This is a genomic window from Gracilibacillus salitolerans (genome assembly GCF_009650095.1).
In the GTDB taxonomy this organism is placed as follows: Bacteria; Bacillota; Bacilli; order Bacillales; family Amphibacillaceae; genus Gracilibacillus; species Gracilibacillus salitolerans.
This window is the reverse complement of the sequence record NZ_CP045915.1, coordinates 2,164,648-2,178,335: the sequence shown is the minus strand read 5'-3', so window position 1 is coordinate 2,178,335 and position 13,688 is coordinate 2,164,648. Positions and strand designations below refer to the sequence as shown.

The 13,688-nt window shown below is 37.9% G+C and carries 14 protein-coding genes and 1 other annotated feature; of the genes, 12 read left to right on the top strand and 2 right to left on the bottom strand.

The features are described from left to right. Nucleotides 1-2 precede the first annotated feature (2 nt). The 4 genes from GI584_RS10100 to spoVAE are packed head-to-tail and all read left to right on the top strand — an operon-like array spanning nucleotide 3 to nucleotide 2,302. On the top strand, nucleotides 3-461 hold the full coding sequence (locus GI584_RS10100) for a hypothetical protein (protein WP_153791156.1): 459 nt from the start codon (nucleotides 3-5) through the stop codon (nucleotides 459-461). A 13-nt stretch (nucleotides 462-474) separates the two neighbouring features. Continuing rightward, complete coding sequence (gene spoVAC / locus GI584_RS10095) at nucleotides 475-930, top strand: stage V sporulation protein AC (RefSeq protein ID WP_100360810.1); 456 nt, start codon at nucleotides 475-477, stop codon at nucleotides 928-930. Continuing rightward, nucleotides 930-1,934 carry a stage V sporulation protein AD gene (gene spoVAD, locus GI584_RS10090; protein WP_100360811.1) on the top strand — a complete coding sequence of 335 codons (1,005 nt, stop codon included), beginning with the start codon at nucleotides 930-932 and terminating at the stop codon, nucleotides 1,932-1,934. The genes spoVAC and spoVAD overlap by 1 nt, the downstream gene beginning before the upstream one ends. A gap of 17 nt (nucleotides 1,935-1,951) precedes the next feature. After that, a complete protein-coding gene (spoVAE, locus tag GI584_RS10085) occupies nucleotides 1,952-2,302 on the top strand; it encodes a stage V sporulation protein AE (protein WP_100360812.1) in 351 nt (116 codons plus the stop codon). Nucleotides 2,303-2,611: 309 nt separating this feature from the next. On the opposite strand, the gene GI584_RS10080 is transcribed toward spoVAE, so the two are convergent. Continuing rightward, on the bottom strand, nucleotides 2,612-3,589 hold the full coding sequence (locus GI584_RS10080) for a zinc-binding dehydrogenase (protein ID WP_153791155.1): 978 nt from the start codon (nucleotides 3,587-3,589) through the stop codon (nucleotides 2,612-2,614). A 1-nt stretch (nucleotide 3,590) separates the two neighbouring features. Further along, nucleotides 3,591-4,064 carry a DUF6884 domain-containing protein gene (locus GI584_RS10075; protein ID WP_100360814.1) on the bottom strand — a complete coding sequence of 158 codons (474 nt, stop codon included), beginning with the start codon at nucleotides 4,062-4,064 and terminating at the stop codon, nucleotides 3,591-3,593. 282 nt (nucleotides 4,065-4,346) lie between these two features. Then, nucleotides 4,347-4,607 (top strand) — a binding site (T-box leader). A gap of 118 nt (nucleotides 4,608-4,725) precedes the next feature. On the opposite strand from GI584_RS10075, the gene ilvB reads away from it, so the two are divergent. The 8 genes from ilvB to GI584_RS10035 all read left to right on the top strand — a co-directional run bounded on the left by ilvB (nucleotide 4,726) and on the right by GI584_RS10035 (nucleotide 13,673). Next, on the top strand, nucleotides 4,726-6,459 hold the full coding sequence (gene ilvB / locus GI584_RS10070; protein WP_153791154.1) for a biosynthetic-type acetolactate synthase large subunit: 1,734 nt from the start codon (nucleotides 4,726-4,728) through the stop codon (nucleotides 6,457-6,459). Beyond that, nucleotides 6,456-6,974, top strand: a complete 519-nt coding sequence (gene ilvN, locus GI584_RS10065) for an acetolactate synthase small subunit (RefSeq protein WP_100360816.1) — start codon at nucleotides 6,456-6,458, stop codon at nucleotides 6,972-6,974. The genes ilvB and ilvN overlap by 4 nt, the downstream gene beginning before the upstream one ends. A gap of 60 nt (nucleotides 6,975-7,034) precedes the next feature. Then, the gene (gene ilvC / locus GI584_RS10060) at nucleotides 7,035-8,066 is read left to right on the top strand and encodes a ketol-acid reductoisomerase (protein ID WP_100360817.1); all 1,032 of its coding nucleotides are present in this window, start codon (nucleotides 7,035-7,037) and stop codon (nucleotides 8,064-8,066) included. Further along, nucleotides 8,053-9,576, top strand: coding sequence for a 2-isopropylmalate synthase (locus GI584_RS10055; protein WP_153791153.1), 1,524 nt, complete (start codon nucleotides 8,053-8,055; stop codon nucleotides 9,574-9,576). Before ilvC ends, GI584_RS10055 begins: the two co-directional genes overlap by 14 nt. Before the next feature lie 24 nt (nucleotides 9,577-9,600). Further along, nucleotides 9,601-10,668 carry a 3-isopropylmalate dehydrogenase gene (gene leuB / locus GI584_RS10050; protein ID WP_153791152.1) on the top strand — a complete coding sequence of 356 codons (1,068 nt, stop codon included), beginning with the start codon at nucleotides 9,601-9,603 and terminating at the stop codon, nucleotides 10,666-10,668. Nucleotides 10,669-10,784: 116 nt separating this feature from the next. Beyond that, entirely contained in the window at nucleotides 10,785-12,203 is a 1,419-nt protein-coding gene (gene leuC / locus GI584_RS10045; RefSeq protein WP_153791151.1) for a 3-isopropylmalate dehydratase large subunit, read from the top strand. A gap of 20 nt (nucleotides 12,204-12,223) precedes the next feature. After that, on the top strand, nucleotides 12,224-12,808 hold the full coding sequence (gene leuD / locus GI584_RS10040) for a 3-isopropylmalate dehydratase small subunit (RefSeq protein WP_153791150.1): 585 nt from the start codon (nucleotides 12,224-12,226) through the stop codon (nucleotides 12,806-12,808). A gap of 166 nt (nucleotides 12,809-12,974) precedes the next feature. After that, nucleotides 12,975-13,673 carry a TraR/DksA C4-type zinc finger protein gene (locus GI584_RS10035; RefSeq protein WP_100360822.1) on the top strand — a complete coding sequence of 233 codons (699 nt, stop codon included), beginning with the start codon at nucleotides 12,975-12,977 and terminating at the stop codon, nucleotides 13,671-13,673. Nucleotides 13,674-13,688: the final 15 nt, after the last annotated feature.

Here is a 13,688-nt window from a genome sequence, read left to right as displayed (position 1 = left end):
AGATGAAAGTGCTACATATACTCACTACTATCTTGTGTATCTTAATACTTGTTTCCTGTAACAACCAGAACAATTCCTCTACCATTCAAGACGATTCTTCTGATATTGTCATGTTGAATTCAGAAACGTCCATTACACAGGAAGAAAATACTATACCAAGCATAGCACAAACATATTTGGACGACCAAACAAATGATATTGCATCTTACAAAGCAATTCACACTGATGATCAACTTTTTGTTGCCTTTAAAGCAACACCCCTTAAGCAAGCAGTTGAACAAAAAATAGAAAAGAAAATAAAAAAAGACTTAGAAACATTAACAAAGATTAAAGATATTGAAGTTACTTCTGACCAGAAATTTTATATGGAATTAACAAAGCTAGAAAATCAACAGCTACCTAAAGAAAAAGTATTAAAAAAATTAAAAGAACTAAAAAAACTTTCAAAAGAACAAACATAACGGAGGAAAAACAATGAGTGATCCCCAAGTAAACTATAAGGATTATGAAAAAACACAAGAACCTAAACGACCATTATTAAAAAATTGTATCAAAGCATTTTTAATTGGCGGACTTATTTGTGTCTTTGGTCAGGTTATCTCAACCATTTATATGTATTTTTTTGACTTCACCGAACAAACTGTTGGCAATCCAACAGTTGCCACTTTAATTTTTATCACCATGTTGCTCACTGGATTCGGTATTTATGATCGTATTGCTCAATTTGCTGGAGCAGGTACGGCTGTCCCAGTAACAGGGTTTGGTAATGCAGTCATTTCTGCTGCGATAGAACATCGTACGGAAGGATTTGTTCAAGGTGTAGGTGGGAATATGTTCAAACTAGCTGGGTCCGTTATTCTTTTTGGTGTATTTTCTGCTTTTATTATTGCTTTCATCAAAACAATTTTTTCTTATTGGAGTGGCGCATAATGATGACAGGTAAACAAACTTGGGTATTTGATACTCCCCCATCAATTATTTCGACAGGTGTTGTAGGAGGACCATTTGAAGAAAAAGGAAATATCCCTAATGACTTTGATTATTTCTATACTGATCAATGGATGGATGAAAAGTCATTTGAGCTCGCACATCAACATATGATCGAAGATGCTTGTCACTTCGCCATTGAGAAAGCCAATTTGGAGACAAGTGACATCCAATTTTTTCTACATGGAGATCTTATCAATCAGTTAACGCCATCTAACTTTGCGGCCAAAAGTTTAGCTATCCCTTACTTAGGTGTTTTTAACGCTTGTGCAACTTCAATGGAAGGATTAGCAATGGCAGCACTAATCATTAATCAAATGAAGGCTGATTATGTCATGACCGGGGCTGCAAGTCATACTTCTGCTGTTGAAAGGCAATTCCGCTATCCTAATGAATACGGAAGTCAAAAACCTGACACTTCTCAACTGACAGTAACTGGTGCGGGCATTGCCATTCTTTCAAAGAATGGTACAGGTCCAAAAGTAACATCTGCTACCATTGGAAAAGTCGTAGACAGAGGATTGAAAGATCCATTCAATATGGGTGGCGCTATGGCTCCAGCTGCTTATGATACCATCACTAGGCATTTGAAGGATCGAAATATTTCTCCTGATTATTATGATTACATCATAACCGGAGATCTCGCTAAAGTTGGCCGTGATATTTGCTTAGATTTATTCCAACAAAATAATTATCAAATTAACGAAAATCAATTTGTTGATTGCGGGTTAACCATCTATAAACCTGATCAACCTATATTCGCTGGGGCTAGTGGACCAGCATGTTCGGCAGTGGTTACATATGGCCATTTTATCAATAAGCTGTTACAAGGAGAATGCAATCGTATTTTAGTTGTTGCTACAGGAGCATTATTATCCCCGCTAACAGTTCAACAAAAACAAACAATTCCATGTATTGCACATGCAGTATCTATTGAAAATGCTTGAAAAAGAGGTGAAATAGAATGGTTTTTTTATGGTCTTTTATAGTTGGCGGCCTTATCTGTGTAGTCGGTCAGTTATTACTTGATGTAGGAAAGCTGACTCCCGGTCATACATTAAGCACATTGGTTGTAGCTGGGGCTATTTTAGATGGGTTTGGGTTATACGAGCCGTTAATTGACTTTGCTGGAGCTGGGGCTACCGTTCCAATCACAAGTTTTGGCAACTCACTTGTTCACGGTGCATTAGAAGAAGCAGAAAAACACGGGTTGATAGGTGTTGTTACAGGTATGTTCGAAGTAACGAGTTCAGGTATATCTGCAGCAATAATATTTGGCATGATAGGTGCTATATTCTTCAAAGCAAAAGGATAAGAAAAGCGCAGAGCGCCCGTTTAGAAACGTAGCGACTTCAGAATCAACTGAGATAAAAGAATCACGGTGAGCTTTGCGAACCATGATGACTTATCGTAGGGCCGATTCTTTGTGAAGCGATTTTCTTCACCAAGTTAGCTGAAGCCGTGCCCCGGAAAGGGAGTATTTTTTCCGCGGCGACGATCAAAACACTCATCTATAAAAAAATGGAAGAGAGTAAAGTATAACTTCGCAGTTTATGTATAATGTGCTTTATTTTTCTTGTGCGAAAGCAGATGGAACCTTTCCAGGGCCATCTGCTTTTCTTTTTTACATATGAATATATATTTTCCCTACCTGCTTTTGCGACTCCAAATAAGTAAAGGCTGTTTCAATATTATCCAATGGAAAACCTTTATCAAGTAGAGGTTTTATATTGTGTTTTTCGATGAATTGCATTAATTCATGTAACTCTTCCCTGCTCCCCATTGTCGACCCAATTAGCTTGTACTGTCCGTAGAAAAACGATCGCAAATTAAAAGTAAATTCATCGTTAGTTGATGAACCAAAGGTAACGATTCTGCCGCCTTTTTTAAGTACATCTATTGACCTGTTAAACGTAGCACCACCTATACTTTCAATCACGATATCAATTTGTTCATCTGCTAATGCAATCTTCCAATCTTCATTGGTTAAGATAGCACGATCATATCCTAATTTTTCGGCGTGTTTCAATTTATCAGAATCTCTTGAAGTAGTAATAACTCTTGCTCCAACAGCTTTAGCCATTTGGATGATAAAAGATGTTACTCCCCCTCCAACTCCAGGAATAAATAATGTTTCCCCTTCTTTTAATATTCCTTGAGTAAATAAAGCACGGTAACCAGTGAGTGCAGATAAGGCAAAAACCCCTGCTTCTTCCCAACTCAGATGAGTTGGTTTTCTTTCAACAAAATCTTCCGAAATTAGTATTTTTTTAGCAAATGTTCCATCAAATGGTACACCCACTATCTCAAAATCCTCCGGTGGTGCCTCTGTATTATCATACCAGTTTAAGCCAGGATTAATAATCACTTCTTCTCCAATCTCAAATCGAGAAGCTTCGTCACCTGCTTTTTCAATTACACCAGCACCATCAGATCCAAGAACAAAACGCTCAGCCTTATTTCCAACACGATCTTTAATGTTTAAATCCCGGTGATTTAGTCCTGCTGTTTTTAATTGGACTAACACTTGTCGACCTTTCGGCTGTTGTTCTGGTATGTCTACTAATTGGTATGTCCCGTTTTGAATCACGTAAGCTTTCATTTTAGAACTCCTTTCTTCCTGCATGCAGGGCTTGGTTATTTTCAATGCTATTCTTTAATAATCCTTGCATCTCTCCGATACCTCTTGTACCTAACAAGGGATATTGTATGCTATCTGCTTCATGAAATGTCTGATTAATAATTGGTTGATATTTTTTTCCTGTTAACACAACGATATCACGAAATAAACCCAGTCCCTTTTCCCTTAATTGATACCGTAATACATCAATCGTTATTACATCTGGATCATTTGGGCGAAAAGTGACATCATAATTACCCGGCACCATATCACCTGGTAATAACAATCCGTGCTTTCCAGAGATAATAACCCAATTATCGAAATACAACTCTACATATTGGCGGCATAAACTATGCAGCACGCCAATGTACGCATTTTTGGCTTTTGTCGGACCTACGTCAGGAATTTTATCCCATATTTTCTTTTTTCCACAAGGTATAATACATAACTGTGACAATACTAATCACCCCATTCTAACTATTCTATTATATATAACTAGATAGCAAGCTGTAAAATACAAAAAAACATTATTTCAGGTTAAACAAGATAACAACAACATTGTAATCGCTTACGATAGTTTTACCCCAGAAGAAATGTCAGAAAATTATTAAAAAACGGTTGACCAAAAGGCAATTTGGTTGTATTATTGTCGTCAATCAGATATTTCTGAAAATTAACCATTTTTAAAATATCTGTAGACAGGATAGAATCAATCGTATAGTATAAATTATAGATAATATATAAAACGTTGACGGGAACAAAGGATTAGGATCATGTATTAAAAGAGAGCCGAGGATGGTGGAAGCTCGGTAATACACCCTGTTCCGAATACTCATCCCTGAGTGCTATGTTGAACAGTCCTTCTTAGTAAACATAGTCAGGTGTTCATACACCTGTTACCAAAATGAAGCTATCTTGAATGTGGCTTCATGAGGCAATATTTGTAAAAATATTGCGAATCAGGGTGGTACCGTGAAAAGAAAGGCCTTTTCTCCCTTGTTATTTGCTATTTTATTAGCAAGAACAAGTAAGAAATGGCCTTTTTTCTATATATAAAGAAAATGAAATGATTATATTATATTTAATTTTTCAGATTCTAACATTTAGGAGGGATTATAATGGAAAGAACACAAAAGCAAGTACAATCAGCTACAGAATACAATGAACCAAAAACAGGTGCTGATCTACTTGTTGAAGCGTTAATTAACGAAGGTGTCGATACATTATTCGGTTACCCAGGCGGAGCAGCTTTACCTATTTTCGATGCTCTTTATAAAGCTCAGGATGCTTTCGAACAAATCCTAGCTCGACATGAACAAGGATCCATACATGCTGCAGAAGGTTATGCAAGAGTATCCGGGAAACCTGGTATTGTCGTTGCAACTTCAGGACCAGGTGCGACAAACTTAGTAACAGGTATTGCTGACGCGATGATTGATTCCTTGCCTATGGTTATCATTACTGGCCAAGTTGCACAAGGTGTGATTGGGACGGATGCATTTCAAGAAGTAGATGTTATGGGTGTTACTACACCAATTACAAAACATAATTATCAAGTTCGCGATGTTAAAGATTTGCCTCGAATCGTCAAAGAAGCATTTCATATCGCAACAACAGGACGTCCTGGTCCCGTATTAATTGATATGCCAAAAGACATTTCTGGTGAAGTGATAGAAGCAGAATTCAAACCAAATGTTGAATTGGATTTACCTGGGTATCAACCAACAACCAAACCTAACCCGTTGCAAACGAAAAAGCTTGCTGAAGCAATTGGAAATGCAAAAAAACCGGTTTTATTAACTGGTGCAGGTATCTTGTTTGCAAAAGCTTCCGAGGAAGTACTAGAGTTTGCTGAAAAGTATTCATTACCTGTAGCCTCTACCCTGCTAGGGTTGGGAGCATTCCCTGGTGACCATCCATTATTTATGGGCATGGCAGGTATGCATGGAACGTATGCATCCAATACCGCTTTGTATGAATGTGACTTATTAATCAATATTGGAGCAAGGTTTGACGACCGTTTAACTGGTAAATTAACATCCTTTGCACCGAATGCAACAGTAGCTCACATTGATATTGATCCTGCAGAAATCGGCAAAAATGTTGCTACTGATATACCGATTGTTGGAGATGCCAAGGCCGCATTAAAGAAGCTATTATCGCATGATATCAAACAACCAGAGCATGATGAATGGCTTGTTCGTATTCACGAAAATAAAGAAAATTATCCATTATGGTTCAACAATCCAGATCAGGAAATGATCGGGCAATGGGTTATTAAAAAAGTTCATGAAGCAACCAAAGGAAATGCTATTGTGACAACAGATGTTGGTCAGCATCAAATGTGGACAGCACAATATTATACCTTCACAAAACCTGACAAATGGGTTTCCTCAGGTGGCTTGGGAACAATGGGCTTCGGTTTCCCAGCAGCAATTGGTGCACAACTTGCGAAGCCTGATGAAACAGTTGTTGCAATCGTTGGTGATGGTGGTTTTCAAATGACGCTTCAGGAATTATCAATCCTGCAAGAAAAAGGCTTGCCAGTTAAAGTAATCATTGTAAACAATCAAGCATTGGGAATGGTTAGACAATGGCAGGAAAAATTCTATGCTGAGCGTTATTCACAATCAATCTTTAGTATTCAGCCGGATTTTGTTAAATTGGCAGAATCCTACGATGTTAAGGGAATACAAGTAAAAACCCAAGATGAGTTTATTAAAGCACTACCTGAAATCTTTGATTATGAAGGGCCAGTAGTAGTAGATGCTCGCGTTCTACAGCAAGAAAATGTATTCCCAATGATAGCACCTGGTACAGGATTAAATGAAATGATTGGGGTGAAACCATGAAACGAATTATAACCGCAACGGTTAGAAATCGCAGTGGTGTATTAAACCGTATAACAAGTCTCTTACAACGGCGTCAATTCAACATCGAAAGTATCTCTGTTGGCAGAACAGAAACAGAAGGCATGAGTAAAATGACCTTTGTTGTCGATGTCGAAGACTCGCAAAAGTTAGAACAAGTAACCAAACAACTCAATAAGCAAATAGATGTTATAAAAGTTTCTGATATAACAGATAAAGCTATCGTAGCACGTGAGCTTGCGCTCATTAAAATTGTAAGCAACAGTCAATTACGTGCAGAAATTCAGGGAATAATTGAACCGTTTCGTGCTTCGATTATCGATGTAAGTAAGGATAGCTTATCTATCCAAGTTACTGGTAAACCAGATAAAGTAGAAGCATTAATTGAGCTGCTGAGACCGTATGGCATTAAAGAATTAGCACGCACAGGCTTAACAGCATTCGTTCGTGGACAGCAGCCAAATACAGATGGCAGTTTTCAATCACTATTAGGCTAATAATAATAATAATCACATTATTATAAAAAATAAAATTAAATTGAGAGGATGTAGTTTATTATGACTAAAGTACTTTACAACAACAATATTAATGAAGAGGTATTACAATCCAAAAAAATCGCGATTATCGGTTATGGTTCTCAAGGCCATGCACATGCACTAAACCTTAAAGAAAGTGGTTTTGATGTAGTGGTAGGTCTTCGTAAAGGTCGTTCATGGGATAAAGCTGTCGAAGATGGTGTGGATGTGAAATCTGTTGCAGAAGCATCTAAAGAAGCAGATGTCATTATGATCCTTCTTCCTGACGAATACCAGCCATCTATTTATAAGGATGCAATTGAGCCAAACTTAGAAGGTGGAAATGCCCTTGTATTCGCTCATGGATTTAATATTCACTTTAATCAAATCGTACCTCCAGCAGATGTAGATGTATTTCTTGTAGCACCTAAAGGACCTGGTCACTTAGTACGAAGAACATATGAAGAAGGTGCTGGTGTACCTGCTCTTTACGGTATTTTCCAAGATGCAACAGGTCAAGCAACAGATGTTGCACTAGCTTATGCTAAGGGGATCGGAGCTGGTCGCGCTGGAATTCTCGAAACTAGTTTCCAAGAAGAAACAGAAACAGATTTATTCGGTGAGCAAGCTGTACTTTGTGGTGGTGCTTCTGCTCTTGTAAAAGCAGGATTTGAAACACTTGTAGAAGCTGGGTATCAACCAGAGGTTGCCTATTTCGAATGTTTACACGAATTAAAACTAATCGTTGATTTGCTTTACGAAGGTGGATTAGAGAACATGCGTCATTCTATTTCTGATACTGCTGAATGGGGTGATTTCATGTCAGGTCCACGTATTGTTGACGAAGATACAAAAGCACGTATGAAAGATGTATTATCCGATATTCAAACAGGTAAATTTGCTCAAGGATGGATTCTTGAAAATCAGGCTAACCGTCCTCGTTATACAGCTATTAAGAAAGCAGAAAGCGAACATCAAATCGAGAAGGTAGGTAGAGAACTGCGTGAATTAATGCCATTTGTTAAGCAAAAGGCAATTAATAAAAAGGAAGTGGTCTCTAATGACTCAAATTAAGATTTTTGATACGACACTTCGTGATGGTGAACAATCACCTGGTGTCAATCTAAATCAGCTAGAAAAGTTAGAGCTTGCTAAACAATTAGAACGCTTTGGGGTAGATGTAATGGAAGCAGGTTTCCCTGCTTCCTCCAAAGGTGACTTTGAAGCAGTAAAAAAAATCGCTGAAATAGTGAAGAATGTTTCCGTAACCGGTTTAGCTCGTGCAGTTAAATCCGATATCGACGCATGTCGAGATGCTTTAAAGAACGCGGCAGACCCCAGGCTTCACGTTTTTATTGCCACCTCCCCTATTCATATGGAATATAAATTAAAGAAAAATCCAGAAGAAGTTATTGATACAGCTGTTGAAATGGTCGAATACGGTAAACAATTTTTTGAGCATGTTGAATGGTCTGCAGAGGATGCATCACGTACAGACTTAGATTTCCTGGCAAAGATTATTGAGAAAGTTATCGATGCTGGAGCTACCGTTATTAACTTACCTGATACAGTTGGATACACGATGCCACGAGAATATGGTGCAATGTTTAAATATATTAAAGAAAATGTACCGAATATTGATAAAGTCGATCTTTCTTGTCACTGTCATGATGACTTAGGAATGGCTTTGGCCAACTCCATTGCGGCAGTAGAAAATGGTGCCACTCAAGTCGAGGGTACAATAAACGGTATCGGCGAACGTGCAGGTAATGCATCTTTAGAAGAATTTGCCGTAGCATTAAAAATTCGCAATGATTATTATCCTTATCATACTAATTTAGTTTTAAATGAAATTAAACGTACTAGTGATATGGTGAGTAAATTCACCGGTATGACAGTACCTGGTAACAAGGCAGTTGTTGGTCGTAATGCTTTTGCACATGAATCCGGCATCCACCAAGATGGTGTATTAAAAAATGCGCAAACATATGAAATTATAACACCAGAATTAGTCGGTGTTCATTCTAATAACCTCGTGTTAGGTAAGCACTCTGGTCGTCATGCATTTACTGATAAAATTAAGCAGCTTGGCTATGACCTTCCAGAAGATAAGTTAAAAGAAGCATTTAAGGCATTTAAATTATTAACAGACCGTAAAAAAGAAGTCACAGACGATGATTTGTTTGCAATCCTTACCGATATCCAAACAGATACCTCGAATGTGAAACGTTATAAACTCGAAAATTTCCAAGTACAATATGGATCCAATGACAAACCTAGTGCAACAGTATCACTTACCACACCGAATAATGATAAAGTAGAAGATACGAGCACAGGTTCCGGAAGTGTTGAAGCACTTTATAACACATTGGATCAAATTATTACGGAAGAAACACATCTTACTGATTTCCAACTCAATTCGATCGGTCAAGGACGTGATGCACTCGCAGAAGTTCATGTTAGCTTAACCGTTGATGGAAAGACTGTAAGTGGACGTGGATCCGCACAAGATGTGTTGGAAGCGGCTGTGCAGGCATATCTAAACGGTGTAAACCGAGCTATTTATCAAAAGAAAGCAATCTAAGTCGGTATGTAGGAGGTAAACGAATTGAGTAATAAAATCGTACTGCTTCCGGGTGATGGAATTGGAGCAGAAGTCATCTATGCTGCCAAAGACATTCTAGAAGCAATCAGCAAAAAATATAATAAAACTTTTGAATTTTCTTCATACGACATTGGTGGAGTTGCCATAGATAATCATGGTACTCCCCTACCTAACGAAACGGTAGAAGCTTGCAAAAGTTCCGATGCTGTTTTATTAGGTGCTGTTGGTGGTCCGAAGTGGGATAATAATCCCTCTGATTTAAGACCTGAACGTGGTTTACTAGGTATTCGTAAAGCATTGGATTTATATGCGAATCTTCGTCCTGTTAAAGGCTTTAAGAAGCTTTTACATGCGTCTCCTTTAAAAGAAGATATTATTCAAGGTAGTGACTTATTAATTGTCCGTGAACTGACAGGTGGTTTATATTTTGGTCAGCCAAGCGAACGCCTTGATAGCGGAAATGCTGTTGTAGATACGTTAGCATATACGCGAAGAGAGATGGAACGTATTATCGATAAAGCTTTTCAAAGTGCGCAGTTACGTAATAAACATCTAACATCTGTCGATAAAGCAAACGTGTTAGAATCTAGTAAACTATGGAGAGAAATTGTTGAAGCGAAAAAGGCAGAATATCCAGATGTTACCGTCGATCATGTGTTAGTCGATGCAGCGGCAATGAAACTAATTACAAATCCGACACAATTTGATGTTATTGTGACAGAGAATATGTTTGGTGATATATTAAGTGATGAAGCTTCTGTTCTAACTGGATCACTTGGAATGCTCCCTTCTGCCAGCTTAGCAGAAGATGGTGTTGGCTTATATGAGCCTGCACACGGCTCAGCTCCAGATATTGCTGGTAAAGGTATAGCCAATCCAATTGCAATGATCCTTTCTGCTGCTATGATGCTTCGTTATTCTTTTGATATGAATGAAGAAGCCCAAGCAATTGAAGATGCAGTAGAAGTAGTAGTAAATCAAAACTATCACACCGCAGATTTAAAGAATGACAATGGAAAAGTAGTCAACACAACCGAAATGACACAATTAATTGTAAATGCGATCCAATAATAAGCAGAAAAACTCGGCGTACCTATTTCAAATAGAAAAAACGCCGATCTTTTTCTAAGTGAACCGTAAAGCAAATATTAGCTGAATCATGATTACAAAGGTAAGGAGTGAAACAGATGAGAAAACCAAAGACAGTTATTGAGAAGATTTGGGAAAAACACGTCGTTCATCATGAAGAAGGAAAACCGGATCTTTTATATATTGACTTACACTTAGTCCATGAGGTTACTTCCCCTCAAGCATTTGAAGGACTTAGAATTAACAATAGAAAAGTACGTCGACCAGATCGTACATTTGCAACTATGGATCACAACGTACCAACGATCCACCGTAATGTCATCAAAGATGAAGTCTCGAAAACACAAATGGAAACATTGAAAACAAACTGTGATGAGTTTGGGGTACCTTTAGCAGATATCCATCATCCGGACCAAGGTATCGTACACGTAATTGGTCCAGAATTAGGATTGACACAACCTGGTAAAACAATTGTTTGTGGTGACAGCCACACCTCTACTCATGGTGCTTTCGGTGCTTTAGCATTTGGTATCGGTACAAGTGAAGTCGAACACGTATTAGCTACCCAAACCATATGGCAGCAAAAACCGAAAACATTAAATGTAAAAGTGAACGGCAAATTAGGTAGAGGTGTAACTGCAAAAGACTTAATTTTAGCAATTATCGGAAAGTTTGGTGTTAGATTCGGAACTGGATATGTTATCGAATATACTGGTGAAGCTATTCGTGACCTGTCAATGGAAGGGCGTATGACGGTATGTAACATGTCAATTGAAGCTGGTGCCCGTGCCGGATTAATCAGTCCAGATGACACTACAGTGGAATTTTTACGTGGAAAACGTCATGTTCCAGATGGTAAAGCATTTGATGAGCTTGCTGAAGAATGGAAAGCTCTAGCTACAGATGAAGGTGCTGTTTATGATGAACAAGTTGAAATCGATGCAGACGAAATTGAACCACAGGTTACTTGGGGAACAAACCCTGGTATGTGTATTCCAGTGAGTGCAAATGTTCCGACTATGGATGATGCAAACAATGATAATGACCGCGAGGATATTATACGTGCTTTAGATTATATGGGACTTGAAGGCGGCGAACCTATATCTTCTGTCGAAATTGAACATGTATTTATCGGATCATGTACCAACTCTCGTCTTGCAGACTTGCGTAGAGCATCTGAAATTGTGAAAGGACAAAAAGTTAATCCAAATGTTAATGCTATTGTTGTACCTGGCTCACACAGTGTCAAAGTCCAAGCTGAAGAAGAAGGTATTGACGTTATCTTTAAAGAAGCCGGTTTTGAATGGCGTGAAGCTGGTTGCAGTATGTGTCTTGCCATGAATGATGACGTTGTGCCGGAAGGTGAACGTTGTGCTTCTACTTCCAACCGTAACTTTGAAGGTCGACAAGGTACTGGTGCTCGTACACACTTAGTGAGTCCGGAAATGGCAGCAGCAGCAGCAATCAAAGGACACTTTATTGATGTTCGTCATTTAGGCGTTCCAACACCAAGCTAATCTATAAAGGGGGTATTGTAATGGAACCAATTCGTAAACATGAAGGGCTGGTATACCCTTTAAATCGTGCTAATGTTGATACAGATCAAATCATTCCTAAACAATTTTTGAAACGTATTTCTCGCCAAGGTTTTGGTCAATTCGTTTTTTATAACTGGCGTTTTGATTCAAAAGGTGAATTACGTGAAGATTTCTCTTTAAATCAGCCAAAATACGAAGGAACATCTGTCTTAGTAGCAGGTGAAAACTTCGGTTGTGGATCTTCTCGCGAACATGCTCCATGGGCATTACAGGATTATGGTTTTAGAGTAATCATTGCTCCGAGCTATGCTGATATTTTTTATAATAACTGTACCAAAAACGGAATTCTTCCAGTTAAATTAACGGATGAAGAAGTACAGGCATTAATTAAAAACGCAGAAGGAGATCAATATCATTTAACTATTGACCTTGAATCGAAGAAAGTTTATGACAATAAAGGTTTTGATGCATCTTTTGATTTAGATGATTATAAACGGGAAATGCTTCTAAACGGCTGGGATGAAATTGCTGTTACCTTAACACATGCTGATAAAATATCCGAGTTTGAAAAAGCTCATAACTAATGAAAATTGCTGATTTCCCTTTATAGGGAAGTCGGTTTTTTTTATAATAAGAATACATTTTATATCTTCTCCTCTCTTCTTTCCTTTATCCATTTTATTTTCCAAAATCATCTTTAGTGGGATATGAAGTTTCGGATATACTAACAGATATAAGGAGGTGTAATATTTGCTACATCCCATTGACTTACAACAATGCAAACAAGAATTATTAGAGCGAAAAATAATAATAAAACAGCATCTAAAAGATCATTTCGGCTTAGAACAATCCATGAATAAAGAGTCCGTTTCAGAATTATCCAATTATGATAACCATCCAGCTGATACAGGTTCAGAGTTATTTGAACGCGAAAAAGATATTGCCCTTAATGAACACGAGGAAAAAGAATTAGCTGATATCAAACACGCATTACAAGCAATCGAAAATGAAACCTATGGCAAATGTGAGATCTGTCATAATGATATACCTGCTGAACGCATGATGGCAATGCCTACTACTACTCGCTGCGTGAATCACGCTGAGCAAAATATAGAAAAACAAAGACCAATCGAAGAAGATATTCTTCACTCCAATATCGATGAACAGGAATTAGAAGGTGACGATCATACAATGTTTGACGGTGAAGACGCTTGGCAGAGCGTTGAACAATATGGTTCTTCTGATGGTCCTTCCGACTTTTATGATACAGAAAAAGACTATGATGATATGTACTACAATTCTGAAGATCAAGTAGGCAGTGTAGAGGAACTGGAAGGATTTTTGTTAGCTGGAATGGATGGAAAATATATTGGCGTCAATGAAGCACATGAAAAATATGAAGATTATTTAGATGAGAATGATATTAAGTCTATTTTATATGATGAGTAAAACTTTTTGTAGGGC